General features: G+C 37.9%; 34 protein-coding genes and 1 rRNA gene. 17 read left to right on the top strand and 18 right to left on the bottom strand.

The genetic code is table 11. The annotated features are described in order from the left end of the window. Window positions 1-461 (top strand): methyl-accepting chemotaxis protein (locus CYP26_RS08475; RefSeq protein WP_258031030.1); only part of this gene is annotated, 461 nt, incomplete at its 5' end. A gap of 480 nt (window positions 462-941) precedes the next feature. Here CYP26_RS08475 and modD read toward each other — a convergent pair. From modD to CYP26_RS08425, 10 genes are all read right to left on the bottom strand, one after another. Further along, window positions 942-1,775 (bottom strand): ModD protein, encoded by an 834-nt coding sequence (modD, locus tag CYP26_RS08470; protein WP_103631083.1) that lies wholly within the window; start codon window positions 1,773-1,775, stop codon window positions 942-944. Window position 1,776: 1 nt separating this feature from the next. Then, window positions 1,777-2,034, bottom strand: a complete 258-nt coding sequence (locus CYP26_RS08465) for a helicase (RefSeq protein WP_103631082.1) — start codon at window positions 2,032-2,034, stop codon at window positions 1,777-1,779. A 10-nt stretch (window positions 2,035-2,044) separates the two neighbouring features. Further along, the gene (locus CYP26_RS08460; protein ID WP_103631081.1) at window positions 2,045-3,508 is read right to left on the bottom strand and encodes an alanine/glycine:cation symporter family protein; all 1,464 of its coding nucleotides are present in this window, start codon (window positions 3,506-3,508) and stop codon (window positions 2,045-2,047) included. 14 nt (window positions 3,509-3,522) lie between these two features. Then, complete coding sequence (locus CYP26_RS08455; RefSeq protein ID WP_430747078.1) at window positions 3,523-5,613, bottom strand: heavy metal translocating P-type ATPase; 2,091 nt, start codon at window positions 5,611-5,613, stop codon at window positions 3,523-3,525. After that, complete coding sequence (locus CYP26_RS08450; protein ID WP_180996462.1) at window positions 5,582-5,902, bottom strand: YtxH domain-containing protein; 321 nt, start codon at window positions 5,900-5,902, stop codon at window positions 5,582-5,584. Before CYP26_RS08450 ends, CYP26_RS08455 begins: the two co-directional genes overlap by 32 nt. Beyond that, window positions 5,902-6,216: a hypothetical protein gene (locus CYP26_RS08445; protein WP_012001863.1), complete on the bottom strand. Its 315-nt coding sequence runs from the start codon at window positions 6,214-6,216 to the stop codon at window positions 5,902-5,904. The genes CYP26_RS08450 and CYP26_RS08445 overlap by 1 nt, the downstream gene beginning before the upstream one ends. A 9-nt stretch (window positions 6,217-6,225) precedes the next feature. Next, a complete protein-coding gene (locus tag CYP26_RS08440; protein WP_258031464.1) occupies window positions 6,226-6,537 on the bottom strand; it encodes a hypothetical protein in 312 nt (103 codons plus the stop codon). Window positions 6,538-6,568: 31 nt separating this feature from the next. Further along, complete coding sequence (locus CYP26_RS08435; RefSeq protein ID WP_103631079.1) at window positions 6,569-7,219, bottom strand: aminotransferase; 651 nt, start codon at window positions 7,217-7,219, stop codon at window positions 6,569-6,571. Continuing rightward, window positions 7,212-7,535, bottom strand: a complete 324-nt coding sequence (locus CYP26_RS08430; RefSeq protein WP_002942231.1) for an HMA2 domain-containing protein — start codon at window positions 7,533-7,535, stop codon at window positions 7,212-7,214. The genes CYP26_RS08435 and CYP26_RS08430 overlap by 8 nt, the downstream gene beginning before the upstream one ends. 120 nt (window positions 7,536-7,655) lie before the next feature. Beyond that, window positions 7,656-8,096, bottom strand: coding sequence for a Fur family transcriptional regulator (locus CYP26_RS08425; RefSeq protein WP_103631078.1), 441 nt, complete (start codon window positions 8,094-8,096; stop codon window positions 7,656-7,658). Between the two features lie 150 nt (window positions 8,097-8,246). On the opposite strand from CYP26_RS08425, the gene CYP26_RS08420 reads away from it, so the two are divergent. Continuing rightward, the gene (locus CYP26_RS08420; protein ID WP_002942234.1) at window positions 8,247-8,456 is read left to right on the top strand and encodes a hypothetical protein; all 210 of its coding nucleotides are present in this window, start codon (window positions 8,247-8,249) and stop codon (window positions 8,454-8,456) included. 106 nt (window positions 8,457-8,562) lie between these two features. Here CYP26_RS08420 and CYP26_RS08415 read toward each other — a convergent pair whose 3' ends face one another. Continuing rightward, on the bottom strand, window positions 8,563-9,228 hold the full coding sequence (locus CYP26_RS08415) for a lipid-binding SYLF domain-containing protein (RefSeq protein WP_103631077.1): 666 nt from the start codon (window positions 9,226-9,228) through the stop codon (window positions 8,563-8,565). Window positions 9,229-9,345: 117 nt separating this feature from the next. Here CYP26_RS08415 and CYP26_RS08410 point away from each other — a divergent pair, with 117 nt between their 5' ends. Beyond that, complete coding sequence (locus tag CYP26_RS08410) at window positions 9,346-9,954, top strand: trimeric intracellular cation channel family protein (protein WP_103631076.1); 609 nt, start codon at window positions 9,346-9,348, stop codon at window positions 9,952-9,954. Then, window positions 9,951-10,937, top strand: coding sequence for an SAM-dependent methyltransferase (locus tag CYP26_RS08405; RefSeq protein WP_103631075.1), 987 nt, complete (start codon window positions 9,951-9,953; stop codon window positions 10,935-10,937). The genes CYP26_RS08410 and CYP26_RS08405 overlap by 4 nt, the downstream gene beginning before the upstream one ends. On the opposite strand, the gene ybaK is transcribed toward CYP26_RS08405, so the two are convergent. Beyond that, entirely contained in the window at window positions 10,926-11,408 is a 483-nt protein-coding gene (gene ybaK, locus CYP26_RS08400; RefSeq protein WP_103631074.1) for a Cys-tRNA(Pro) deacylase, read from the bottom strand. The two genes, CYP26_RS08405 and ybaK, sit on opposite strands and share 12 nt — an antisense overlap. Before the next feature lie 58 nt (window positions 11,409-11,466). On the opposite strand from ybaK, the gene fliL reads away from it, so the two are divergent. The 7 genes from fliL (at window position 11,467) to CYP26_RS08365 (ending at window position 14,836) form a co-directional block, all read left to right on the top strand. Further along, complete coding sequence (fliL, locus tag CYP26_RS08395) at window positions 11,467-12,003, top strand: flagellar basal body-associated protein FliL (RefSeq protein ID WP_002942267.1); 537 nt, start codon at window positions 11,467-11,469, stop codon at window positions 12,001-12,003. Beyond that, window positions 12,000-12,344: a holo-ACP synthase gene (gene acpS / locus CYP26_RS08390; protein ID WP_103631073.1), complete on the top strand. Its 345-nt coding sequence runs from the start codon at window positions 12,000-12,002 to the stop codon at window positions 12,342-12,344. Before fliL ends, acpS begins: the two co-directional genes overlap by 4 nt. A gap of 413 nt (window positions 12,345-12,757) precedes the next feature. Then, window positions 12,758-13,069: a hypothetical protein gene (locus tag CYP26_RS10185; protein ID WP_141090094.1), complete on the top strand. Its 312-nt coding sequence runs from the start codon at window positions 12,758-12,760 to the stop codon at window positions 13,067-13,069. Window positions 13,070-13,083: 14 nt separating this feature from the next. Further along, window positions 13,084-13,302, top strand: coding sequence for a hypothetical protein (locus CYP26_RS08380; protein ID WP_103631071.1), 219 nt, complete (start codon window positions 13,084-13,086; stop codon window positions 13,300-13,302). 49 nt (window positions 13,303-13,351) lie between these two features. Further along, a complete protein-coding gene (locus CYP26_RS08375; protein WP_103631070.1) occupies window positions 13,352-13,837 on the top strand; it encodes a hypothetical protein in 486 nt (161 codons plus the stop codon). Window positions 13,838-13,891: 54 nt separating this feature from the next. Further along, entirely contained in the window at window positions 13,892-14,173 is a 282-nt protein-coding gene (locus CYP26_RS08370; protein WP_103631069.1) for a hypothetical protein, read from the top strand. A 51-nt stretch (window positions 14,174-14,224) separates the two neighbouring features. Beyond that, window positions 14,225-14,836, top strand: coding sequence for a 2-hydroxyglutaryl-CoA dehydratase (locus CYP26_RS08365; RefSeq protein WP_103631068.1), 612 nt, complete (start codon window positions 14,225-14,227; stop codon window positions 14,834-14,836). Window positions 14,837-14,858: 22 nt separating this feature from the next. Here the strand turns inward: CYP26_RS08365 and CYP26_RS08360 are convergent, their stop codons facing one another. The 6 genes from CYP26_RS08360 to CYP26_RS08335 are packed head-to-tail and all read right to left on the bottom strand — an operon-like array spanning window position 14,859 to window position 18,792. Continuing rightward, on the bottom strand, window positions 14,859-15,242 hold the full coding sequence (locus CYP26_RS08360; protein ID WP_103631067.1) for a DUF7674 family protein: 384 nt from the start codon (window positions 15,240-15,242) through the stop codon (window positions 14,859-14,861). Next, window positions 15,236-15,610 (bottom strand): DUF7674 family protein, encoded by a 375-nt coding sequence (locus CYP26_RS08355; protein WP_103631066.1) that lies wholly within the window; start codon window positions 15,608-15,610, stop codon window positions 15,236-15,238. Before CYP26_RS08355 ends, CYP26_RS08360 begins: the two co-directional genes overlap by 7 nt. A 10-nt stretch (window positions 15,611-15,620) precedes the next feature. Next, window positions 15,621-16,961, bottom strand: a complete 1,341-nt coding sequence (radA, locus tag CYP26_RS08350) for a DNA repair protein RadA (protein ID WP_103631065.1) — start codon at window positions 16,959-16,961, stop codon at window positions 15,621-15,623. Further along, a complete protein-coding gene (locus CYP26_RS08345; protein WP_103611438.1) occupies window positions 16,936-17,298 on the bottom strand; it encodes a VanZ family protein in 363 nt (120 codons plus the stop codon). Before CYP26_RS08345 ends, radA begins: the two co-directional genes overlap by 26 nt. After that, window positions 17,291-18,157 carry a signal recognition particle-docking protein FtsY gene (gene ftsY / locus CYP26_RS08340; protein ID WP_103631064.1) on the bottom strand — a complete coding sequence of 289 codons (867 nt, stop codon included), beginning with the start codon at window positions 18,155-18,157 and terminating at the stop codon, window positions 17,291-17,293. Before ftsY ends, CYP26_RS08345 begins: the two co-directional genes overlap by 8 nt. Then, entirely contained in the window at window positions 18,157-18,792 is a 636-nt protein-coding gene (locus tag CYP26_RS08335) for a TlpA family protein disulfide reductase (protein WP_103631063.1), read from the bottom strand. The genes ftsY and CYP26_RS08335 overlap by 1 nt, the downstream gene beginning before the upstream one ends. Window positions 18,793-18,841: 49 nt before the next feature. On the opposite strand from CYP26_RS08335, the gene CYP26_RS08330 reads away from it, so the two are divergent. From CYP26_RS08330 to CYP26_RS08305, 6 genes are all read left to right on the top strand, one after another. Further along, complete coding sequence (locus tag CYP26_RS08330) at window positions 18,842-19,486, top strand: 5-formyltetrahydrofolate cyclo-ligase (protein ID WP_103631062.1); 645 nt, start codon at window positions 18,842-18,844, stop codon at window positions 19,484-19,486. Further along, on the top strand, window positions 19,407-20,960 hold the full coding sequence (gene rny, locus CYP26_RS08325) for a ribonuclease Y (RefSeq protein ID WP_034901872.1): 1,554 nt from the start codon (window positions 19,407-19,409) through the stop codon (window positions 20,958-20,960). Before CYP26_RS08330 ends, rny begins: the two co-directional genes overlap by 80 nt. A gap of 9 nt (window positions 20,961-20,969) precedes the next feature. Next, window positions 20,970-21,566 (top strand): lipid-binding SYLF domain-containing protein, encoded by a 597-nt coding sequence (locus tag CYP26_RS08320; protein ID WP_103631061.1) that lies wholly within the window; start codon window positions 20,970-20,972, stop codon window positions 21,564-21,566. Then, window positions 21,566-22,132 carry a DedA family protein gene (locus CYP26_RS08315; RefSeq protein ID WP_181000892.1) on the top strand — a complete coding sequence of 189 codons (567 nt, stop codon included), beginning with the start codon at window positions 21,566-21,568 and terminating at the stop codon, window positions 22,130-22,132. Before CYP26_RS08320 ends, CYP26_RS08315 begins: the two co-directional genes overlap by 1 nt. Further along, window positions 22,129-23,469: a DUF945 family protein gene (locus tag CYP26_RS08310; protein ID WP_103631059.1), complete on the top strand. Its 1,341-nt coding sequence runs from the start codon at window positions 22,129-22,131 to the stop codon at window positions 23,467-23,469. Before CYP26_RS08315 ends, CYP26_RS08310 begins: the two co-directional genes overlap by 4 nt. Window positions 23,470-23,804: 335 nt before the next feature. After that, a 16S ribosomal RNA gene (locus CYP26_RS08305) occupies window positions 23,805-23,929 on the top strand; the annotation flags it as partial.

Genomic DNA, 23,929 nt, shown 5'->3' with positions numbered 1-23,929 from the left:
TTGAGCAAATGTCAAGCTCAATGAATGCCATCTCTCAAAAGACAGCTGATGTTATAAGACAAAGTGATGAAATTAAAAACATCATAACTATCATTAGAGATATAGCAGATCAAACAAACCTTCTAGCTCTTAATGCTGCAATAGAAGCAGCACGTGCAGGAGAACACGGCAGAGGATTTGCAGTTGTTGCTGATGAAGTTAGAAAACTAGCAGAGAGAACTCAAAAATCACTTGGTGAGATAGAAGCTAATACAAATGTATTAGCTCAATCAATAAATGAGATGAGTGAATCAATCAAAGAGCAAAGTGAAGGCATCAATATGATAAATCAATCAGTTGCTCAAATAGATCACCTAACAAAAGAGAATGTTGTAATAGCCAACCAAGCAAACTCAGTCACATCAGAAGTAGATGAGATGGCTAAAGCCATAGTTGAAGAGGTTAGGAAGAAGAGGTTTTAACTTCTTAATAAACAAACTCAAATTTGTTTAATGCAAACTACTGAATTTAATAAACTCCAACCTGGTTTAGACTGGGTTGGAATTTGTATATTTTAAAATTTATGAGCGAGCATATCAGTGGCAAATATTTATGAGCCCTAAATTTAGTAAGTTGCTAAGGCGAGTGAGTAAGATTTTAAAATTTGCAAAATAATAAATTTCTACTTTTAAAATATAGACTTTAATTTTTAAGCTCTTTTTTATTCAAAAGGGGAGACAAGGGGACTCGAGTTACGAGGCCGTCCCCTTATCCTCCTTTTTAAATCCCCTAATCCACTCGCACGTTAGAAGTGGCATGCCTCAGTGCTTTGCACTGCATGCAAATTAAAACTCTAGTAAGTTTAAATTTAGCGATATGGTATGTTTGTTCATAAATTTTAAAATTTTAGAGATATTTATTATTTGATATATAAAATTATATGTATTTTTATTTGTAAAATTTTACAAAATTTCAAGTCTTGCGCTGATGTCGGCAACGCCTTTTGAGTACATTGCAGAAGTGACTATCGCATCGGCATTTGCATAATCTTTTGCATTTGACAAATTTACGCCGCCAGCTGCTAGTATCATAGTATTTGGTGAAATTTCATCTCTTAAGGTTAGCACGTTTTTGATAAGCTCTGGGCTAAATTTATCACACTGCACGACGTCGCATTTTGCTTTCAAAAGCTTACTCGCCTCATCTAAATTTTCAGCCTCGACGCAGATCTTTCGCTCGACCAGTTTGGCTTTAAATTCTGGCAAATGTGATAGAAATTCATCAAAGCTAGCGTAGACTTTTATGTGGTTTTTAAAGAAAAGAACACTGTCGCTAAGTCCAAGTCTGTGCATACCGCCACCGCCTTCAAGCACGGCTTTTACGCAAAATTTCTTTGCAAATGGGAAGCTCTTTCTGGTTGCTAAAACCTCACATTTTTCATTGATGCTTTTTGCAGCTTTTGACATTTTATTTGTGTAGGTTGCGATGGCGCTAGCATATTCTAGTGCGACTTGGGCTAGTTTCCAAGCCTTATGCACATCTTTGTAGCTACCATAAATTTTTATGATCACATCGCTAGCCTTGCAAATTTGAGAGTTTTTGACAAAAATTTCGCTCTCGCAGCCAAGTAGCCTTGCTATGCTTGCTGCCACATCTACGCAGCTAACGCAAATTTCATCACGCGAGTAAATTTCAAGCGAGGCTTTTTTATCGATATCTTGAAGCGACGTTGTGAGGTCAAAGTAGGGTAGGTCCTCGTTTATGTAGTCTAAAATTTCAGCGTCGCTTAGTCTCATTTTATACCTTTTTTGAAGCGGTTTTTGCTTTTACGATCATCTTTTTGAAGATGCCGTTATCGTAAAGTCCAGCGTGGTAAAGCGCAAAGCATGTAAATGCGATGCCAGAAGCTACGTGGAATTTTTTAACAGATCTATTTTTCATAAAAAGTGCGCTTAGGCAAACAGATGCCAAAGTGACGCTCATGCCGACCTTTGCTACTTGTCTATGAGTGTTTAGATCTAGTAGTTTGCCGCTTATCTTTATATCTTTTCCCAAATTTTCTCCTTTAGTTTTTGCCCCAGCAGCTTGTGTTTTTGATGCCTAGACTCTCTGGGTCAAATTCTGGATTTTTACCAGCTTTTCTTTGAGCTTCGTAGTCTTTTATTGCTATTATCACCACTTTTGATAGTAAGAAAATAGCGATGATATTTATCGTAGCCATAGCTGCCATCGTGATATCAGCGATATTCCAAGCTAGTTTTAAGTTCATCTGAGCGCCTATAAATATCATAATCACTGCTGTGATCTTAAATGCTAGCGTTAAATTTTTACTTTTTGTTAGAAATTTCATATTTGCCTGGGCGTAGTAGTAGTTGCCAATGAGCGATGTGATGGCAAATAGCACTACTGCAAGGGTCGTAAAGTGTAGCCCAAAGTCGCCAAAATACTCTTTCATCGCTGCTTGAACGAGAGGTAGGGCGGTTAGCACTTCGCCACTTACGCCAGTTTGTTTTGTAAGATATGCTTGAGAAAAAAGCACGATCATACCAGAGGCGATGCATATCGTCATATCGATAAAGACCGCCATTGCTTGCACTAGTCCTTGTTTGACTGGGTGGCTTGTGTGCGCCGCAGCCGCTGCATTTGGCGCTGAGCCCATGCCAGCTTCGTTTGAGAAAAGGCCTCTTTTTATGCCTATCACGATCACGCTTCCAGCAAAACCGCCAAATATCGCTTTAAAATCAAATGCACTTTCTATGATCATCTTGATAACGGCTGGAATTTCTTTGAAATTTAAAACGATCGCGATGATAGCTAGCAAGATGTAAGTAAGCGCCATGAAAGGCACTATATATGAGCTAACTTTGCCGATGATGTGGCTCTTGCTAAAAAACATCACAGCCGTAAATGCTGTAAGGATAAGTCCGATGCCAATAGGCAAGCCACTTTGCGCAAAGGTGATGTTGCTGCCTGCTTGGTCGTAGTAAATTTCAAAGGCAGAGGTCATGGTGTAGCTTTGAAGCCCGTTAAAGCCGTATGCATAGGTGATGATGAGGATGATAGCAAACAAAGAGCCAAGCCACTTTATGCCAAGCCCATTTTTGATGTAGTAAGCCGGACCGCCTTTAAAGCCAAAGACATCTTTTGTTTTATAAATTTGAGCCAAAGTACTCTCGATAAAGGCTGAAGCTGAGCCTAAAAACGCCATCAAACACATCCAAAAAAGTGCTCCTGGACCACCTGCGACGATGGCAGCTGAAATTCCAGCGATGTTGCCGATACCAACGCGTGAAGCAGTCGAGATCATCAGCACTTGAAATGGTGTTAGATGGTGCTTGTTATACTTGTCCTTTTTTTCTACCAGAACTCTGCAAGCTTCAAAGAACATCCTAAACTGCACAAAACGGGTAAGATAGCTAAAGTAAATTCCTGAAGCTACAAGGATGATAACCAAAAAATATCCATATAAAAAGTCGTTGGCTACATCCATTTTGCCGTTTAAAAAGTTTAAGAAATTCTCAAACACCATCTATCCTTTCAAATTTATTTTGACTTGATCTTCACGCCCTTCATTGAGTTGAGCAGAAGCCAGATCGTCGTGCCATTGTGAAGCATAGCAGTTGCTATTGGATTTAGCATGCCAAGCGTTGCGGCACTTAGTATGGCTGTATTTACGCCAACGGTTGAGCGGAAATTTGAGCTTATTAGCTTCATCGTCTTATTTGCGAGCTCTTTTGCAAGCGCCACGCTCATAATGTCATCTTTTAAAAGGCTTATATCAGCCGTTGCTTTAGCGATATCTGCACCTTTGTGCATGCTTATGCCAACATTTGCTTTTGTTAGACTTGGCGCGTCATTTATGCCATCTCCGACAAAGGCGACCTTTTTGCCTTCATTTTTTAGCTCTTCGATGATCGCTGCTTTGTCCGTTGGCAAGCACTCAGCATAGACCCTATCAAGCCCCAGCTCGCGCGCTACCTCTTCAGCTTTGCTCTTTATGTCGCCACTTAGCATAACTATCTCTTTTACGCCAAGATTTCGTAGTTTTGCCACCATATCTTTAGCGTTTGCTCTCATATCATCTTTCATGGCTATTACGCCAACAAGCTCTTTGTCGTATCCTACGTAAAGCAAGGTTAGTCCGCTTTGCAAAGCCTTATTTATAAGCGCTTCGTGAGCTTTAAAACTTATCATCTCATCATCTTCTAAGAAGTGCCTACTGCCGATGACCACCTCTTTGCCATGCATCGCTGTTTTTACACCGTGAGCCACGATAAATTCGACCTCGTCGTGGTGAATGTGGCTAAATCCACGCTTGTTTGCAGCCTCAACTATCGCTTCAGCCACTGGGTGGAAGTAGTGCTCCTCGGCACTTGCTGTTAAATTTAAGATATCAGCCTCTGAAAATCCATCTTTAAAAGAGTAAATTTCAACCACGCTTAGGCGTCCATGAGTTAGAGTGCCGGTTTTGTCAAAGACAAATGTATCAACCGAGCTTAGAGCCTCGATCGCCTTTGCACCTTTTATGAGGATGCCGTTTCTGCCGGCTTTTGAGATGCTTGACTTAAAAGCAACTGGTGTAGCAAGCTTAAGCGCGCAAGAGTAATCAGCTTGAAGCACGCTTGCAACGCTGTTCATATTTTTATTTATAACATACGAAAGCCCAGCAAGAGAGAGTGTGACTGGCACTAGCTTATCAGCTAGTTTTAGAGCTTTTACGCCGATGGCTGATTTTTCATTAAGTGAAGTTTGGATGTACTCTTTGATCCTTGCGGTTGCGGTGTCGCTACCTACATTTTCAGCCCAAATTTTGATCCTGCCCTCATCGACAACAGTGCCACTTATGACGCGGTCGCCTCTAGCTTTTGCCACGGGCTCTGCCTCTCCAGTCATTGAGACTTGATTGACATCAGCATTACCCTCGACGATGTAGCCATCAACGCCTATCGTCTCGCCAGCTCCGACTACTACGATGTCACCTTTTTTTAAATTTTCGGTTTTTACCTTTTCAAGCGTCTTTTCACCGTTTAAATTTCGCTCGACCCAGACCTCTTCGATGTTTGGTTTGGCTAGCTCTTTTATGAGATCATCGCTTCTGTGGCTAGCACTTTCTTCCATGTATTCGCCGATATTTATCATCAAATTTGTGCTATTTGCAGCCAAATGATCGCCCATCGCAAGGCTAGTGCCAATAGCTGTTGCCTCAAGCACTTTTGAGGTGATGCCCTCGTGCCTTAGCTCTTTTGCACCTTCTATTAAATTTGGAGCTGTTGCGTAAAGAGTTACGGCTGATTTTAGAGTTTTGTTACTCATAAACGGCGTTACACCAAGTGCAGCAGCAGCTTTGTAGATATTTGCTTTGCTAGGCAGGCTCTCATCTTTTGGCTTGGTTGGAAAATCATAGCTTTTTATAAAATCTAAAATTTTCTCATAGCTCTTATCAAACTCGACGACGATGCTTTTTGCGTATTTATTTACACGCACGCTTTTTGCATCGGTTCGCTCTGAGATTGCAGCCTCGATAGCGCTGACATCGCTTCTAGCGTTTAGGCTCTCGCAAATAAACCTCGCTCTGTTTTTGCTCTTGTGAGCTAGAGTGACCTTATTTTTGTGAGTCAAGTTCAGCTTTGACATCTTCAAAACGCTCTTTTAGTTCTTCTATGCCAGCGTTTATTAGTTCGCCACCTTTAATGATCGCTTTAAATACGCACTCTTGTGCTTTTGGATTAGTTAGCACATAAGCTGCTATGCCGCCTAAAAGTAGGCCTTTTACAAAGCCAGCTGCGTTAAAATTTTCAGGTACAAATGGTAAATTTTGAGCTGCATTGTTTATTGCATTATCAACTGCACTTGGCTGAGTTGCTGCTGTGTTATTTGCTGCTACTTCGTTTGCGTTTTCTTCATTAATATAAGGGTTATTCATTATTTACTCTCCAATTTTATTAGTTCTTCAGCTATCAAAAGACCGCCGATGCCAGCTGCTGTGAAAGCTGCTGCGTTTAGATATTTTTTTTGCGCTATCAAATTTGAAGCGTGAATGCCAACAGCACCTACAAAACCGCCAGTTACAGCATATTTTACTATCTTCTTAGCGACATCTTTTTTAGTTGCTCTGTTGTTTAGATAGTCGTTAAAGCCAAGTGCAGCCGCACCCATGCCAGCGATTAAGGCTCCGCTGATGAAGTGATCAAACGGAAGCCTTGTATTTGAAAGCGTAAAAAGATTATTTTCTTGCATTCTCTATCCTTAAGCTATATCGTTTGGTGTGATAGTTTTTGGAGCTGCTGGCTTTTTGGCGCGTGGTTTTCTTGCTTTTTTAACCACTTTTTCAACCTCTTTTTCTACTTTTTTAGCGCCGCGTTTTGCTTTTTTCTCTTCTTTAACCATGAAGTCTTTTGCATCTTTTGCGACATTTTTGCCTTTTTTGTAAAGATCTTTTGCAGCCTCTTTGCCTTTGTCTAAGCCGTCTTTTGCACACTCTTTGATCTTATCTCTTTTACTCCAAGCAACTACTGCTAAACCGCCTACTGCTAAACCTGCTAAAAATGGTAATGCCATTTTAAATCCTTTCTTTGTTTGATTTTGTAAATTATTCATCTTCTTCGTCCTTATTTAAATTTTTGCTAACTACTGAAATGCCTAATGCCCCAAGTGCAAGCCCGCTAAAAAACGAGAAATTTGGGTTGTTTGTGATCTTTGCCAACTCGCTTTTATCAGCCTTACCACTTGCGATATTTTGCAAGCTTTTAGTTATCTCATTAAAGTCATTTTGATAGCTTTGCAAAATGTTTGTTATGCCATTTTGCTCAAAATTTTGTGAAATTTCATTTAAATTTAGCTCATTTTTTGCCTTAGCTCCGCTATAAATTTCTTTTAAGCAGTGCTTTAAAGAGGCGATATATTCATTATTTGAAGTAGCCCAAAGTCTAAAAAATAGATCTTTTAGCTCCTCATCGTCTAAGCTTTCACAAAATTTCTCATACATTTTGTTTAGCTCATTTTCATAGTTTAGTGCCTCTATCAGTGCATCTTCTCTATTTTTTGCTGGCAAAAAGATAGCTTCATTTTCGCAAACAATCTCATGCTCATGCGCACTTGCAAATTTCTCTATCAAGATGATAGCATTTTTTCTCACACTTGCGATTTGATCAAATACTTCACCAAATGAATTTAAACTTTCATATAGCCTAAGTGCGTTTTTCTCGCTCGTATAAGAGGCGTTTAAAAGCTCATTAAGCATATTTTACTTCTCTTGCTACTTCATTTACTTTAGCTGAAATTTCTTCTAAATTTTGCCCTTTTAAGAGATCCTCCCAGAGATTTTTAGGGAAAATTTCATGGTCGTATTCGATCGTTACAGAGCCGATTATCTTGTTAAATTTAACATTTTTTATGCCATTTATCTGAGCTATCATGTCATCTAAACTAGCTAAATTTACGCTACTACTTAGCTCTTTGATCTTTGGGCTAACTCTTACTCTTAGTCTGCCATTTGTGTGAGCTATCATCGAAAAATAGCTTGCAACTTGTGCTAAAGTTTGTGTTTTTATATCCATTTGTTTCCTTTTATTTTCCTTTTATATTGATGGCGTATTATCTATTATGTAGCTTAAACAAATCTGAAATTTTTTTGTCTTTCATTATCAAAAAGTAAAATGAAATGATAAAACCAAATCTCATTTTTTAGCTTGACAATCGCCGCAAATTCCATAAAGTATCATCTTATGAGACTCTGCACTAAATGATCTTTGGCTACAAATTTGATCTTGTCTTTGCTCTATCATATCATCTTCAAAATCAACCACTTTACCACAAATTTCACATATCAAGTGATCGTGAGAGGATTTTAAATTTAGCTCATAGTTTTTAACACCATTTTGCTCAAAACTATTTGCCAGATGGTGCTCTTCAAGAAAATTTAAAAATGTATATATCGAAGTCATTGAAATTTCATTTTTGTAAGTTTCATAAATTTTTTGACAAATTTCTTGAGCATTTAGATGTGACTTGCTTGCAAAAAGCACACGCAAAATTTGCTCTTTTATCTCAGAGCCTTTTTGACCAAAAGCTTTTAAAAACTCGTTAAAATGCTTGTAAAATAGTTCAAAGTCTTCCACAAAATCCCTATAAAATTGATAATGAATGTAAAGATTTTACAACTTTTCTACTAAAAAATGCATAAAATTTATTACAAATTCTAAGTAAAGTATTTTATAAGCTTCTTTTGGTATAGTTTCGCATTTTTTAAATCAGAATTAAGGAACGAAATGACTTACGACGAGCTAGAATTAGACGCCGTTTTGTTAGAGGTTTTGGAAAATAGAGGCAGCTTTGACTCGATGGATGACGAAGAGCTTTATGAGCTTATCGAGCAAGTCGCGCAATATACAGACGGCGACTACGAAGAGGCGTTTGAATATATGACTCAATTTTCTCCAATCCCTAAAAAACGCTTTGTATCACTATTTATGGTTTAGCAAAAGGCTAAGCCATAATCTTGCTAAATTTATAAACTAAATTTCAAAAATCTTTAAAATGTAAAAAAGAGCTTGACTCTTCTAAAAGAGCCAAGATATGAGGTTATTATAAGAAGTATTTTGAGATTATCTCTTTAAATTTGATTGTGTATTTGCTAGCTTTTGGGCTGTTGTTGTAGATATCTTCAAATTCATACATTCTATCGTAGTAGTCGTTTGTATCTTGTGCGTTTATCTTAAGTCTTGCCACGTCTAAGCTAACGCCAACAAAAGCTCCGCTAGTCTTGCCACGCTCCTCGACAAATGCTGAAATTTCAGGCAAATCACTAGCTATCGCCACTTCGTTGCCAACGCCGCCAGTTGCCTCTGCTTTTAGGCTGATCGTATCTTTTGCGTTAAATAAGCTTGCATAGGCTTCTGAGTTTTTAAACAAAATGATCATATCAGCCGAGCTATATCCTAGCTGAAGGCCGATGCTGCCAGATGTGTAATTTACAAAAAATGGGCTTGACCACTCGCCATTGTCGTTTTTAGCGATAAATACGCCTCTGCCTTTTGAGCCAGTGATGATAGCACCTGCTTTTGTCACATCTGGGATGATAGCGATGGCTTTGATGCCTATAAATTTAGTATTTGGTTTTAAATTTCTAGTGCCAAAAGCGTTTAAAATGTTTATCGCATTTTTTAATTTTTGATTTTGAATCACATCAGCGTTTAAATTTAACGCAAAAAATGAGCCGATCAAAAAGAGCAAAGTTAGAATTTTTTTCATCAAATTTCCTTATTTAAAATTTTTGTTATTATAGCCTAAAATAAACTATTATTTAAAAATTTATTAATGAAATTTTATGAGATTTCATTATAAAATGCCCATTTTTAAGGAAAAAATATGAGCTTAATACTTTTTGTGGAGTACGTTGGTATCGCATCAGCTGCGCTTAGTGGCTTTTTGTTTGCTGTTAAAAGGGAGTGCGACTGGCTTGGCGTCTTTTTGTCTGCATTTTTGACCGCACTTGGAGGCGGTATCGTGCGTGATATGCTCGTTGGCAGGGCGGTTTATTCATTTACTCACTACATGCCAGTAGGCGTCGTCATCTTTATGCTTGTCGTATCTAGGATCACAAATTTACACACAAAAAGAGAGGGTTTGGAGAAGAAATTTGTCTTTATCTTTGCCGATGCGATTGACGTTATCTGCTTCTCTATCGTCGGTGCGATGGTGGCGATCGAGTACGGCTACAACATCTTTGGCGTCATGATGATCGCCTTTTTTAACGGCGTTGGCGGCGGTATCTTAAGAGATATCTTGCTAAATGAAGTCCCATGGTTTTTGCGCACCGGACTTTACGGCACGATAAGTCTTGGCGTGGGGCTTGCCTACTTTATCCTCTATCATCTGGGCCTTACCAACATATTTTTTACCATGCTTTTGCTTGCTGCTGGTATAACGGTCAGGATGTTTGCATTTTATAGAGGCTGGAAGCTGCCTGATCTATGAAATTTAGCGAGTTTTTTGATATCTGGGTCAATGAAAACTACTATAAATTTGGCGTGGATATCGGCAAAAAGGGCGACTTTTACACAAATGTAAGCGTTGGCTACCTCTTTGGCGCCTGCCTTGCAAACCATTTTATAAAGCTACTTAAAAATGGCGAAATTTCTAGCTCATGCAAGGTCGTGGAGATCGGTGCAAACTCAGGCGATATGCTGGCTGATTTCGTGCAAGGTGTCTTTACACTTGAGCCAGAAATTTTGTCAAATTTAGAGTTTATCATCATAGAACCTCATGAAATTTTACGCAAAAAACAGCTTGAAACATTTAAAAACCGCTTTGGTAATGAGATAAAAATAAAACACTATGAAAATTTAGATGAGTGTAAATTTGATGAAATTTTTGTCATCTCAAATGAGCTGCTTGACGCATTTGGCTGCGAGGTGGTAGAGGGAGAAAATATGCTTTTTGTGGATAGTGACTTAAAATTTCACTGGCAAAAGGCAGATCAAAATTTGCTAGCCCTTGCAAAGAAATTTGGCATAAAAAGGGGCGAGATATCAACTAGCTACGCTAAATTTGCGCTCCAGCTTGCAAATGCGGCTAAAAAGGTGAGATTTTTAAGCTTTGACTACGGCGAATTTGAGCCAAAAAATGAGTTTAGCCTAAGAGTTTTTAAAGATCATCAAGTTTTTTCTTTGTTTGAAATTTCTGATCTTGCACCGTTTTTTAAAAGCTCTGATCTAACTTATAGTCTTTGTTTTAAGCAGGTAAAAGAGGCTTTCTCTCTGGCTGGCTTTTTGATGCTTAAATTTAAAAAACAAAATGATGCTTTGGTTAATGATCTTGGCGTGGATGAAATTTTATCTTTGGTGCTTGAAAAAGGGAGCAAGCAAGCCTATGAAAATGTCACCAAACAGGCAAAATTTCTACTCTCGCCTGAGTTTTTAGGTGAGAAGTTTAAATTTATAGAGTTTTTAAAGAGCTAGCCTGGCGATATCAGCGTAACTCGCCTCACAAGCCTTTAAAAGGTCGTTTGGAGCTATCTTTATCTGCTTGCCTCTTACTCCAGCGCTTACTAGCACGTATTCTTGCTCTTTTGCTCGCTCATCGATGAATGTGGCAAAGTGCTTTTTCATAGCAAGTGGCGAGCAGCCGCCCCTGATGTAGCCGGTGATCTTTTCTAGATCTTTTAAATTTATAAGCTCGCAGCGCTTGGCTCCGCATGCATGAGCAAGTGCTTTTAGATCAAGCTCCAGATCGCCTTGCAAGCAGGCAACGACAAAATTTTTAGGCTCGCACTGGCAGACGATCGTTTTGTAAATTTGCTTTATATCTTGCTTGGTGCTAGCTGCTACGTGAATAGCTGAAAGATCGTTTAGATCGACTTCGTATTCAAGTATCTCATACTCTATTTTTAGCTTGTCTAAAAGCCTAGCGGCGTTGGTTTTATGTATCATCTTTTCTCATTTTTGCGAATTTCTTGTATAATTATAGCCAAAACTTAAAGGAGGAAAGATGGCTGAAGAAGTTGAAGAGAAAAAAGCAAAAAAAGGTGGCAATGGCGCTTTGATGATAATCATCATCGCGATATTTGTTTTATTACTAGTTATCGGAGGGCTAGTGGCGTTTTTGATGCTTAGTTCAGACGAGCCAAAAGAGGCAAATATGGCGCAAACACCAGCTCAGACTCAAACTCAACCAGCACCCGCTCAAAACAAAGCAAAACGCGGTGGCAACGACTATTCGAACATGGGACCGATATATCCGCTTGATCAGTTTGTCGTAAATTTACTTAGTGAAAATGGATCAAGATTTCTTAAGACTAAGATCGATTTGGAGCAAAGCGACGAGCTACTAACTGCCGAGCTTGATAAGAAAAAGGCGCTTTTAAGAGATATCATCATAAGAACGCTCTCTTCTAAAACTTACGAAGAAGTAAGCACTGCAAAGGGCAAGGATAGGCTAAAAGACGAGATCGTCGGCAAGCTAAATGAAGTGCTAAATGATGGCTACATCAAAAACATATTTTTTACTGATTTTGTGGTGCAATGATAGGCATCGATATTGTTAAGATAGATAGAATTTCAAGACTTAAGGCTCGTCACGGCGAGCTTTTTTTAAAGAAATTTTTAAGTGATGATGAGATCGCGCTAGCAAAAAATGATGCGACTTTGGCTGGATTTTGGGCGGCCAAAGAAGCAGCTAGTAAGGCCCTTGGCGTGGGCATCAGCAAAGAGTGTGGCTTTTTAGACATTATGCTCAGCAAAGACGCAAGAAACGCACCAAAGATAAAATTTAGCCCAAGAATTTATACAAATTTTAATATCAAAGAAGGAAGCCTTAGTATAACTCACGACGGCGGATTTGCCGTAGCTGCAGTGATGATAGTGTGAAATTTGTCTGTTTTAAAATTTTAAAGCATAATATAGATAAAAAATGATTTAAATTTCGTATGCTTGAGCTACTAGATACAAATTTGAAAGTTAATGGAGGAGCTTAAGTGATAGTTAGATGCGTAAAAATAAACGAGAAGCGAGAGGAGCTGAAACTATATAAAAAATATATAGTATATGGTTTGCATTTTGAGGATATGGATGTTAGTTATCTTCTTGATCCTCTCGATGACGGTTATCCTTTCTTTTACGACTCTAAATATTTTGAAATTTTAGATAACTTTATGCCGACTTTTTGGGTGCTATCAAAAAGAGAGCTTGTTATTATTTATTCATACAATGAGATAGCGTCCGATTTTGGTAAATATTATTATTTATTATCAGATAAAGATCCATGGTATTTGGAAAATTTTATGCAAAGAAAAATAGAGATTGATAAAGAAGTTGTGCAAAACAGACTTAAAAATGGCATAGAACTAAGACTAAAGGCTATAAACGACCTTCAAGCACTAGGCAAAGTATCTAATTTTAAGCTAAATTTTGAAAATGAACTAGTTAAAATAAACATAAATATTGAAAATAAAACAAGATATGAGTATCTAAAAAATAGCGATCAAAGCTGGTGTTATATGAAGCTAGATGACGGCAAATTTGAAGCGATGACAAGTGCTGATAGGCTAAATTTTGTTCTTAAAAGAGCTATTAAATTTATAGAGACGACATAATCTAAGGGATAAAATTGAAAGTAAAACTAAAATCAACCGTTGATATTTCATCGCTTGAGCTTCGCGAGCTAAGTGCATTTGATAGACTAGAAAAAGATACTATTTACGATATCTTGTCGATGGAGATGTATGAAGACAAGGTAAAATTTATTTATAAAATACAAAGACTTATAAATATATTAGAAAAAAGAAGTTTTAATATGTTGACTGATGTAAAACTAGAATTTGCTTAGGATGAAAATAGACTAATTACTGTAATTATAAAAAGAGGTAAATAATACTATGTTTGTTACAACTCGCTTTTTAGAAACATTAGAGAGTTTAAAAGAGAATGTCGGTGGCAATATTATATATTGTGGCGATGATACATACAATAACTTTTTATATATTAAATTTACATATAAAGCTTATGGCATAGCTTGTTGTGATTATGGGATTAAGCCACAAATAAGTTTTAACTCAAAACAAAATTTACTTTACATAGGTGCTAGTCAAAATTTTATTTGTTTCAATATAGAAAAGGAAAGTATAGTTTTTAATAGCAAATTATCTTTTTTGTTTTATGAAATTCTTACTGAAAATGAAGGTGAATATGTATTTGTTATATGTGAATGCGGTGTGATATGTTACATCGGCTCTACACAAATATGGGAGACATATTTTAAAGATATTATATGTGATTATAAAATAATAGGAAAACAGCTGTTTATAAAATGTATGGATGGCTTGGAATATTTTGTGGATTTACAAAGTGGAAAAACAAGTTGATGTAGCTTTTACATAAATAATTGTGCTAATTTGATTAAATAGGAAGATACAATAATGATAAAAAAAGATAACAATTTAGAATTTATACATAGTATTTTGTCTAAATTGTTAAATAACTATGAAGAAAAATTTATAAATTTGAAAATATCAGATTTTATTAAAAATGAGATGATCAATATGGATCACGGTGAGTATGGAGTTGTATTGGAAGATTTATGCGTTCAATTATATGAATATGACATAAAGGTGTCTGTTGAGGATTTTGAAATGATAAAAGAAGCAGCAAAGATTATTGGTATAAATAAAGATGTATATGATTTTTTACGTTTGGTCTAAAATTGTAGTAGCTGTTTGTAATAAAATTACTAGATCCTAAAAAGGATAAATTTGAAAGTAAAACTAAAAGCAGGTGTTGATAATAGGCTGTGTCCCATTGTAGAATGTTTGGACGAAAAATTTAATAAATATTTGAGACCAAATGTTTTATATGAGATAGTTCAGATAAATATAAAAGATATGCAAAATAAGTGTAGTTGCACATATATGATCATAAGTAATGATAATAAATACGGAGCATATTTTAGTGCTGATTTGTTTGATATAGTGGATGATAAAATAGATAACGACTGGACTATAAGACACAACAATAATGAAATAATCATGGCACCGAGTGTTATAAACTATCAGGATTTTTGGAACAATTATGTTGATGGTTGTTTAAAAGAAGAGAAAATATACTGCGAGCGTTTTGGTCACATTGTGCAAAATCAATTTTCAAAAAAGTGGTTTAGAAAAATCTTTAACGACTATCAAGACTCAAGTATCAAAGCTATCGGAGTAGATACACAAGCAGATGGCTACATAGTTTGTCCGCATTGCTATAATGCTGAGCAAGCAAGCGCAGAACTAGGCGTCATAAAGTGCGAAAAATGCCACCAAGAGTATAACAACCCACTTGCAAAAATTTGCCCAAGTGGGATATCTGTGCTTGATGATTAAAATTAAATGTTTTTATAAAAGCTTATATGCCCAAAAATTCTATTAGCTCATTTGCAATCGATAAAGTTTCTTTGCCAAAATACTTCTCAATTTTCTTATATTGTTCTTTGCTTGAAAGATTTTGTATCGTCTCAATAAAGCCAGTCAAAAATGCAGTGCTAACGTAGTTATCGTTCTTAATATTTTTTTCAACTAAGTCAAAAATTTCTAGCTTATCTTGCTCGCATAATTCATCAAAAATATGAACTGTAACATTTGCAAAATTTTCCAATAAAGTAAGTAACCCTGGGGCATCTGGAATAAAATTTAAAAGTTCGGATTGATAAATTGCAAAATATCTAATGTCTTTTGATATAAAAATATATAAAAAATCTTCATATACAAAAATGTCTTTTTGAGCTAGCATGGCTTTGCCTTATTTTTTGTATTTTCACCAAAATACTTCTCAATTTTCTTATATTGTTCTTTGCTTGAAAGATTTTGTATCGTCTCAATAAAGCCAGTCAAAAGTGCCGTGCAAACATAATTATCGTTCTTAATATTTTTTTCAACTAAGTTAAAAATTTCTAGCTTATCTTGCTCGCTTAGTTGATCAAAATTTTCCACCAAAATAACCGCAAAATCGACAAGCAATAGCTCTAAGCTAGGATAAAGTGGTAAATTTCGCGTGAGCTCTTTTTGATATTCACTAAAAAATCTTTTATCTTTTGACACAAAAGCATAAATAATCTCTTTGTGGTTTTGTAGATCATTGCCATTTTGCGTAAAAATCATCTTTAATTCTCTACATCCACTCAAGCACTTGTGTGATATCTTTGGCGTAAAAGCACTTTAGACCTTGTGTGTCAAGCGGTTTATTTGGGATGATGGCATTTTTAAATTTCTGCATTTTTGCCTCTTTTAGTCGCTGATCGAGGTTGAAAATTTCTCTTATCTCGCCGTTTAGACTTAGCTCGCCGATGAAGACGCTGTCCTTGCTGATAGGGCGGTTTTTGAAGCTACTGATTATCGCTGCGATGACGGCTAGATCGGCCGCAGTCTCGCTTATCTTAACGCCACCTGAAACATTTATAAAGACGTCGTAGTGCCCAAGCGGAATTTCAAGCTTTCGCTCAAGTAGGGCTAGCAGCATATCTAGGCGGTTTCTCTCAAAGCCAGTCGAGCTTCGTTTTGGATAGGCGCTTTCACAAACAAGCGCCTGAATTTCTATGCTAAGCGCCCTTGAACCCTCCATTATGATGGTGATCGCACTGCCACTCATCGCTCCGCCACGTGTGAAAAATTTACTCGATACCTCATTTGCGCTCACGAGTCCTTGCTGGCTCATCTCAAATATACCAACCTCGCTCGTCGAGCCAAAGCGGTTTTTAAACCCACGCAAAATTCTTAGCTCCCTGCTCGCATCACCTTCGAAATAAAGCACCACATCGACCATGTGCTCAAGCACTCTTGGCCCTGCGATCGAGCCCTCTTTGGTTATGTGACCGATGATGAAAACGCAGATATTTTGGCTCTTTGCAAGTCTCATCAGCTCAAATGTGATCTCGCGAACCTGCGTTATCGAGCCTGGGGCGGAGGTTATATTTTGGCTATAAAGCGTTTGAATAGAGTCTATCACAAGCACCTTGTAGTCGCTTTTTTGCACTTCTAGTAGGATATCTTCTAGGCAAATTTCAGTTAGAAGGTATAAATTTTTATCCACCGCATTTAGCCTATCAGCTCTCATTTTTATCTGACTTTGGCTCTCTTCGCCGCTTACATAGAGCGTTTTTTTGCCGTCTTTTGCTAAATTTGAGCCGATTTTTAGAAGCAGGGTTGATTTGCCGATGCCTGGGCTGCCACCTATTAAAACAAGTGAGCCCTCGACCACACCACCACCAAGAACAAGGTCTAGCTCGCTATCTTTGGTGCTAAATCTCGTGAAATTTTGAATTTCAACTTCGTCTATGCTTATGGCTTTGCTTGCTTTACCGCTGCTTTTTGCTATCTCTTTGCTTATCTTTATCTCTTGTTGGCTAAGCTCGACAAAGCTATCCCAAGCCCCACATTGTGGGCATTTGCCCAGCCACTTTGCCTGTTGATTGCCGCAGGCTTGACACTCAAAAACTGGCTTTGCTTTTGCCATAATATATCCTTTTTAAAATTTCAACTACTATCACTCCAAAGGCTGCTCCGATCATGTCAGCCACGATGTCAAGCAGGCTAAAGCTCCTATTTGGTAAAAAAGCCTGAACGAGCTCTATTTGCACGCCAAAGGCTAAAAGTAGGGCTAAATTTTTTAAAATTACAAACTCGTAGCCAAGGTAGAGCAGGATATAAAGGACGAAAAAGGCTAAAAAATGGTTTGCTTTGTCCCACGAATTTTCGATGATCGCAGGACTTTTTGGAGTAAAAGCAAGAAAATCAATCGCCAAAAGTGCAGCGAAAAAGCAAATTTTACTAAGAAATTTTACTCTACTCAAAAATGGCGTCCATCAGCTCGTCTAAAAACTCGTCTGGGTTAAATTTGATGATATCGTCCATGCTTTCGCCAACGCCTATATAAAATATAGGTAGCTCAAGCTCTCTTGCCACGCCAAATAGCGCTCCGCCCTTTGCGGTGCCATCAAGCTTTGTGATGATGACGCCATCAAGCGAAACGATCTCGTTAAAAGCCTTTGCCTGTGCGACGCCAGCGTTGCCCTGCGTGCCATCAAGGATGAGTATCTTGCGGTGAGGCGCCTTTTCGTAGGCCTTTTTGCTGATACGAACGATCTTGTCAAGCTCGTTGGCTAAATTTGTCTGGTTTTGAAGCCTGCCAGCTGTGTCTAAGATGACGCGGTCGATACCTTTTGCAACGGCTGAGCTGATCGTATCGTAAGCCACAGCTGAAGGATCATGCCCCTGCTGGGTGGCGACTATTGGCACATTTAGTCTAAGTGACCACTGGCGTAGCTGCTCGATCGCCCCAGCTCTAAATGTATCGCAAGCACCCAAAATGACGCTTTTGCCGTTATTTTTATATAAATTTGCTAGCTTTGCGATGGTTGTCGTCTTGCCAGCGCCATTTACACCAAGGATGAGATCGACAAATGGCTTATCAGGCTCGATCACACGCTCCTTTTCGTAGATAAAATAACTACTCATAACACGTCTAAGATCAGCTCTGCTCACTTCATCTTGTGGCGGCAAGTAGTATAAAATTTCCTCCACGATCTCGTAAGCCACGTCAGCTTCTAGTAAAATTTCTTCCAAGCTCTCTTTGTCGATCTTTTTTGACTTTTTAGCCGAGCTTATAGCTCCAAATGTCTTTTCAAAGCCTCTTTTTAAAAACTCAAGCATTATTTTATGGCCCTATTTATGTCAGTTTCGAGCATCTCTTCAGGCACAAGACCGATGTAGCCTTGAGCATAGTCGCCGTTTGCTTTAAAGAGCGCAGATGCAGGGAGTCCTTTGATGCCGCCCATCGCCTTTTCAAATAAGAAATTTCCCTCGCCAACTGCGATGTCGTATTTGATCTTATACTTTTGAGCAAATTCTTTGACTTCGTCCTCACTCTTGTCTTCAAGCAAGACAGCAACGATGTTTAGCTCATTTTTAAATTTCTCACTTAGGTTGTTTAAAGATGGGATCTCAGCCTTGCAAGGTGGGCACCAAGTGGCGAAAAATACGTAAAGTGTCGCTTTTTTGCCGTCTTTTACGTCAAAGCCATTGCTTCTTTTTGTGATCTGCATAGTTGTGCCGTTAAGCAGTTTTAGGCTTATATCTTTTACTTCGTCACTTTGTACGCTCTCGCTTATCTTTGGTGTGAGCGTATCTTTGCTTAAATTTTCATCTTTGCTGGCATTTTCTTCTAAATTTTTACTTTGCACAGCTGGCTCGCTACTGTTTTGCTCGCTCTTTTGGCTTTTGTCGTCGCTGCATCCGAAAAATGCAAAAAGACAAAGTGATGTTATAATTACGCGTTTTAGTGTCATAAATTTCCTTTTAAAAAATGTTTCAGGATTATACAAGAAAGAGCATAAAATGAGCGTTAATTTAGAAAAAAATGAATTTAGAAAAAATGCAAGAGCAAATTTGATAAAGCTTACTAAATTTAGAGCAAAATGCACACATCATAAGGTAGCAAAAATGCTTTTAAATTTGATAAATTACACAAATTCTAAAAAGGTGCTCTTTTACTTGCCGCTTAACTACGAAGTCGATGTGCTTAAAATAAGACGAAATTTATCACAAAAATGTGAAATTTTTGCCCCTTTTATGGTAGGTCTTAGCTTAGAGATGGTAAGATTGCGACTGCCATTTATAACTTATAAATTTAATGTCAGACAGCCATCTGGCAAAAAAATGAATAATGTTAAACTCGATATGGCGGTAGTTCCAGCGATTGGGGTTGATGGAGCTATGGCAAGGATAGGGCACGGAAAAGGATTTTACGATAGATTTTTTGACACTTTGCCCGTTAGGCCAAAACTGATAGTTTTCTTAGAGGTAAAAGACTTCTACACCAAAGATGTGCTCTCGCAGGCGCACGATGCGGTAGGGGACTTTTATATAACCCCAAGTAAAAATTATATAAAAAGAGGAATAAATGATAGAGGTTTTAATAGGCTTAGGAGCCGGTGTGGTGGGCGTTGGAGCAGGGTATCTCTACGCCAAAAAGATAAATGATGCAAACTACAACATATTTTTAGAGCAGGCAAAAGCAAAGGCAAAAGCCATCGAGTATGAAGCTGAGCTAACGCTTAAAAACTCTAAAATTTCAGTGCAAGAGGCTGAATTTGAGGCTAAAAAAAGATACGATGACAAGACGACAAAGCTTCAAAAAGAGTATGCAAGTAAATTTGATGAGCTAACCAAAAAAGAGAAAATTTTGCTAAATGAGCAAGAACTTTTAAATGAGAGCAAAGAGCTTTTTGAAAAAGACAAGCAAGATGCGAAGGTTACTTACGAAGAGGGCTTAAATTTAAAAGCGACTTATCAAAACAAAGTAGAAGAGGCGATAAGGGTGCTTGAGCACGCTGCTGGCTTAACAGAGGAAGAAGCAAAAGAGGTTGTGCTTAAAAAGGTCGAGGAGAAGTCACGCGCCGATATCGCTCACATCGTTAGAAAGTACGAAGAAGAGGCAAAAAGAGAGGCTAAAAAGAGGGTTAATTATATCTTGGCGCAGGCTACGTCAAGATTTGCTGGAGAATTTGCAGCAGAGCGTCTAATAAATGTCGTAAATATCAAAAACGATGAGCTAAAAGGCAGGATCATCGGCAAAGAGGGGCGTAACATCAAAACCCTTGAAATGGTGCTTGGCGTTGATATCATCATCGATGATACACCACATGCGATCATCTTAAGCAGCTTTAACCTTTACAGACGTGCGATCGCAACAAGAGTGATCGAGCTTTTGGTGGAGGATGGCAGAATTCAGCCTGCGAGGATAGAAGATCTGCACAAAAAAGTAACTGAAGAATTTGAGCAAAGCATACAAGAAGAGGGCGAGAACATCGTCATGGACCTTGGTCTAAATAAAATTCATCCAGAGATAGTAAAACTAATAGGCAAGCTTAAATTTAGAGCAAGCTACGGTCAAAACGCCCTTGCTCACAGCCTTGAAGTAGCTCACCTTGCTGGCATCATCGCGGCTGAGTGTGGCGGAGATGAGAAGCTAGCAAAAAGAGCTGGCATACTTCACGACATCGGCAAGGCGCTAACTCACGAGTACGAGGGCAGCCACGTTGATCTTGGAGCTGAAATTTGCAAACGTTACAAGGAACATCCAGTTGTCATCAATGCGATCTATGCTCACCATGGTCACGAAGAGGCGACAAGTATAGAAAGTGCTGCTGTTTGCGCGGCTGATGCACTAAGTGCAGCTCGTCCAGGAGCAAGACGTGAGGTGCTTGAGAGCTTCTTAAAACGTGTTGAAGAGATCGAAAACATCGCAAAAAGCAAAGAGGGCATCAAACAAGCTTATGCGATCAACGCTGGCCGTGAGATCCGCGTCATCGCAAACGCTAAGCTCATAAACGACGATGAGGCAGTGCTTGTGGCAAAAGAGATCGCTCAAGAGATCGAGAGTAAGGTGCAGTATCCTGGTGAGATAAAAGTAAGCGTCATCAGAGAGACTCGCGCTGTTGATTTTGCGAAATAACGGCAAGATATGAAATTTCTTTTATCATTAATAATGTTTTTCTCGCTTGGCTTTGCCAGCGAGGAGCTCGTGCTAGACTCGGCAAATTCGTTTATAACTACGATGAGAGGCGCTAGAAACGCTCCTATAAAAGAGCTCATCGAGCAGTCAAAAGCGACGATCATCTTTCCAAGTGTAAAAAAAGTCGGTTTTGTTGTCGGCGGCATGGGCGGAGATGGCATCATGATCGTTGGCAACATCAACTCGCCAAGTGAAATTTTACCAGTTAGTATAAGTGGCGGCAGTATCGGCATACAGCTTGGCTACGAAGATAGCTCACTTGTGCTATTTATATTTAAAGATAGCATTATCTACGACATAAAAGACGCTAAGATCACGCTTGATACGAAGCTTTCAGTGGCATTTGGCGATATTGGACGCAATTATAATAAAGTAAGCGATTTTAAATTTTCAAGCGACATCTACGCTTACGCCGCAAATGATGGATTTTTCGCTGGAGCTAGCTTTGGCGGAGCAGTGATTAGCGCAAAGGATGAAATTTTAAAACAAAGTGGCTACGCATACGAGCAGCTAATATCTTCAGCTTCTAAACTTTTAGGGCAATGATGCAAGATATTATAAACTCAATTTCGACTTACGGCTACATCGTGCTATTTTTTTACAGCCTTGGTGGTGGCATGGTCGCGCTTATCGCCGCTGGGATATTAAGCTTTGCTGGTAAGATGGACATCACTCTTAGCATAATCGTCGCTGCCGTGGCAAACACGATCGGCGATACTTTGATCTTTTACGTAGCAAGGTTTAATAAAAGCTCACTTATGCCTTATGTAAAAAATCACAAAAGAAAGCTTGCTTACGCTGGAATTTTGGCAAAAAAGCACGGCGATAAGATAATATTTATCAAAAAATTTATCTACGGCGTCAAAACTTTGGTGCCTATCGCACTTGGACTTACAAAATACTCTTTTTATAAATTTAGCGTTATAAATTTGATCTCTTCAGTGCTTTGGGCGGTGATCGTTGGTCTTGCTAGCTATAAAGCAGGGGATTATTTCGTGAGTTTGAGTGACTATCTTGGCGCGCATGGATATATCATGCCACTTGCTATGGTTGGCTTGTTATTAGGCATCTGGTTGTTTTTACAACACATTACAAAAAGGAGAAAAGTATGAAAAAGGTGATATCTGCTCTAATCGTAGTTATCGTGATCGTCGCAGGCGCTGTTTATTTTGCCTCAAACAAGGTTGAGGAGAACTATCAAAGGATAGTTGATAGACTAAATGATGTAAATGGCTTTAAAGTTTCAGAAAATAGCTATCAAAAAGGCCTTTTTGGTTCAAAAGGATCATTTGATCTTGTAGTTTCAAAAGATCTTTTGAAAAATTTAGCTGGCAAAGATGTAGATGAGGATCTAAATTTTAAGGTAGAAAATGAAATTTCTCACTCAGTGCTTGCATTTGTAAATGGCTTTGATATTGATTCAAAAATTTCTATACAAAATGAAGCGATAAAAAATATCGTAGCTTCATTTCTTGGATCAAATGTCGTCGCAATGGCTAAAACAAAGGCTAGCGTGAGTGGCGATAAAGATGTAAAAGTTAAATTTAGCGATATCGACTTTAGCGACAAGCAAACTATGAATGTTCATACAAAGGATGTGAAATTTGGCTTGAAACTAGACGCAAAAGATAATGTAAATAGCGCAAACTTTGGTCTTGAGAAAGTTGCCTTAAAAGATCTCAATGAAGAAAATAAAGCAGAAGTTAATCTTGAAGGCGTCGATATAGATACAAGCTACACTGTGCCAGTTGAAATTTCAAAGATATTTGAGAGCAAGCTGGCTCCTTACATAGCAAAGGCTAAGATCAAAAAACTAGCTTTATTAGATGAAAAAGATGGCAATGTTGCTTTAGACGATCTTGAGTATAACTCGAAATTTGAAGTCTCAAATGATCTTGGTAGCTCAAAAGATGTGGTGAAAATAGGTGCAGTTGCTGTTAATAAAGTTAAATTTACAGATTTTATCTTAGATAGTAAGATAGCAAATATCAACGTGCCAACTATAAACAATATACTTGATAGACTAAGCAATGTAAATGTTGATTTAAATGAAAGTGTCTTTGCTGGGCTAAATTTAGACGAAGTCATGGGTCAAATTTTAGAGAAAAATCCGAGTGTGAAAGTGGATAAATTAAGCTTTAAAAATGGCGATAATGCGATAAATTTGAAATTAGACGCTGCTATTAATGGCTTTAAAAGCGGAGAAAGTCAGCTTGCGATCTTTGATAAGCTATCACTTAATGGTGAGCTAAGTGTAGATGAGACTTTAGCTAAATTTTTTGATACACTCTTCCCTGAGATGACTCTTATTGAGCCAACACTTATATCTGCTGGATATTTAAAAGAAGATGGCAAAAAAGTAGTAAGTAAATTTAAGTACGATCCAAATAAAAAAGATATTATTTTTAATGAAAAGGTTGGACTTCAAAATTTATTTATGGGCTTTTAAAAAAATAGCCTGATTTTTATCTACTTTTAAGCATCACTTCTATATACTTCACTTTCTGTTTTGCAGAACGCAGAGCAGAAAGTTCTTTTAACTTACAATTGTTAAACTATTAGTCAATCTTTGAAATCTAAACAAGTGATCGATTGAGCCAGTCTATTATGATTAAATAATAGATTAGACAAACTAATATAAAAACTAAAAGTTTTTTTTGATTAAAAACTTCATAATAAATACTAAAAGCAATTTTAGTAAAAACATTATTACTAGATTGCATTAGCAATCTTAGTCTTTAGTGTTGTTTCTTAGTAAAGCTTTGCTTTACGCTAAAGAAGGTTAATATGGAGAGTTTGATCCTGGCTCAGAGTGAACGCTGGCGGCGTGCCTAATACATGCAAGTCGAACGGACGAGTAAGAGTTTGCTCTTATGAGTTAGTGGCGCACGGGTGAGTAATGTATAGCT

It is taken from the genome of Campylobacter concisus, assembly GCF_002913225.1.
Classification (GTDB): domain Bacteria; phylum Campylobacterota; class Campylobacteria; order Campylobacterales; family Campylobacteraceae; genus Campylobacter_A; species Campylobacter_A concisus_J.
Note: the sequence above shows the minus strand (reverse complement) of the source record. Positions and strands in the feature narration are given on the sequence as shown.

What these genes read in the sequence shown, in the direction of transcription:
- acpS (WP_103631073.1), top strand. Translation starts at nt 12,000, where the DNA reads ATGATAGGCATCGATATTGTTAAGATAGATAGAATTTCAAGACTTAAG.
- CYP26_RS10185 (WP_141090094.1), top strand. Translation starts at nt 12,758, where the DNA reads ATGCAAAGAAAAATAGAGATTGATAAAGAAGTTGTGCAAAACAGACTT.
- CYP26_RS08440 (WP_258031464.1), bottom strand. Translation starts at nt 6,537, where the DNA reads ATGGCATTACCATTTTTAGCAGGTTTAGCAGTAGGCGGTTTAGCAGTA.
- CYP26_RS08430 (WP_002942231.1), bottom strand. Translation starts at nt 7,535, where the DNA reads ATGGATATAAAAACACAAACTTTAGCACAAGTTGCAAGCTATTTTTCG.
- CYP26_RS08370 (WP_103631069.1), top strand. Translation starts at nt 13,892, where the DNA reads ATGATAAAAAAAGATAACAATTTAGAATTTATACATAGTATTTTGTCT.
- CYP26_RS08410 (WP_103631076.1), top strand. Translation starts at nt 9,346, where the DNA reads ATGAGCTTAATACTTTTTGTGGAGTACGTTGGTATCGCATCAGCTGCG.
- CYP26_RS08420 (WP_002942234.1), top strand. Translation starts at nt 8,247, where the DNA reads ATGACTTACGACGAGCTAGAATTAGACGCCGTTTTGTTAGAGGTTTTG.
- CYP26_RS08375 (WP_103631070.1), top strand. Translation starts at nt 13,352, where the DNA reads ATGTTTGTTACAACTCGCTTTTTAGAAACATTAGAGAGTTTAAAAGAG.
- rny (WP_034901872.1), top strand. Translation starts at nt 19,407, where the DNA reads ATGATAGAGGTTTTAATAGGCTTAGGAGCCGGTGTGGTGGGCGTTGGA.
- CYP26_RS08460 (WP_103631081.1), bottom strand. Translation starts at nt 3,508, where the DNA reads ATGGTGTTTGAGAATTTCTTAAACTTTTTAAACGGCAAAATGGATGTA.
- CYP26_RS08335 (WP_103631063.1), bottom strand. Translation starts at nt 18,792, where the DNA reads ATGACACTAAAACGCGTAATTATAACATCACTTTGTCTTTTTGCATTT.
- CYP26_RS08415 (WP_103631077.1), bottom strand. Translation starts at nt 9,228, where the DNA reads ATGAAAAAAATTCTAACTTTGCTCTTTTTGATCGGCTCATTTTTTGCG.
- ftsY (WP_103631064.1), bottom strand. Translation starts at nt 18,157, where the DNA reads ATGCTTGAGTTTTTAAAAAGAGGCTTTGAAAAGACATTTGGAGCTATA.
- CYP26_RS08450 (WP_180996462.1), bottom strand. Translation starts at nt 5,902, where the DNA reads ATGAATAACCCTTATATTAATGAAGAAAACGCAAACGAAGTAGCAGCA.
- CYP26_RS08405 (WP_103631075.1), top strand. Translation starts at nt 9,951, where the DNA reads ATGAAATTTAGCGAGTTTTTTGATATCTGGGTCAATGAAAACTACTAT.
- CYP26_RS08445 (WP_012001863.1), bottom strand. Translation starts at nt 6,216, where the DNA reads ATGCAAGAAAATAATCTTTTTACGCTTTCAAATACAAGGCTTCCGTTT.
- modD (WP_103631083.1), bottom strand. Translation starts at nt 1,775, where the DNA reads ATGAGACTAAGCGACGCTGAAATTTTAGACTACATAAACGAGGACCTA.
- CYP26_RS08330 (WP_103631062.1), top strand. Translation starts at nt 18,842, where the DNA reads ATGAGCGTTAATTTAGAAAAAAATGAATTTAGAAAAAATGCAAGAGCA.
- radA (WP_103631065.1), bottom strand. Translation starts at nt 16,961, where the DNA reads ATGGCAAAAGCAAAGCCAGTTTTTGAGTGTCAAGCCTGCGGCAATCAA.
- ybaK (WP_103631074.1), bottom strand. Translation starts at nt 11,408, where the DNA reads ATGATACATAAAACCAACGCCGCTAGGCTTTTAGACAAGCTAAAAATA.
- fliL (WP_002942267.1), top strand. Translation starts at nt 11,467, where the DNA reads ATGGCTGAAGAAGTTGAAGAGAAAAAAGCAAAAAAAGGTGGCAATGGC.
- CYP26_RS08355 (WP_103631066.1), bottom strand. Translation starts at nt 15,610, where the DNA reads ATGATTTTTACGCAAAATGGCAATGATCTACAAAACCACAAAGAGATT.
- CYP26_RS08320 (WP_103631061.1), top strand. Translation starts at nt 20,970, where the DNA reads ATGAAATTTCTTTTATCATTAATAATGTTTTTCTCGCTTGGCTTTGCC.
- CYP26_RS08455 (WP_430747078.1), bottom strand. Translation starts at nt 5,613, where the DNA reads ATGTCAAAGCTGAACTTGACTCACAAAAATAAGGTCACTCTAGCTCAC.
- CYP26_RS08315 (WP_181000892.1), top strand. Translation starts at nt 21,566, where the DNA reads ATGCAAGATATTATAAACTCAATTTCGACTTACGGCTACATCGTGCTA.
- CYP26_RS08435 (WP_103631079.1), bottom strand. Translation starts at nt 7,219, where the DNA reads ATGCTTAATGAGCTTTTAAACGCCTCTTATACGAGCGAGAAAAACGCA.
- CYP26_RS08310 (WP_103631059.1), top strand. Translation starts at nt 22,129, where the DNA reads ATGAAAAAGGTGATATCTGCTCTAATCGTAGTTATCGTGATCGTCGCA.
- CYP26_RS08360 (WP_103631067.1), bottom strand. Translation starts at nt 15,242, where the DNA reads ATGCTAGCTCAAAAAGACATTTTTGTATATGAAGATTTTTTATATATT.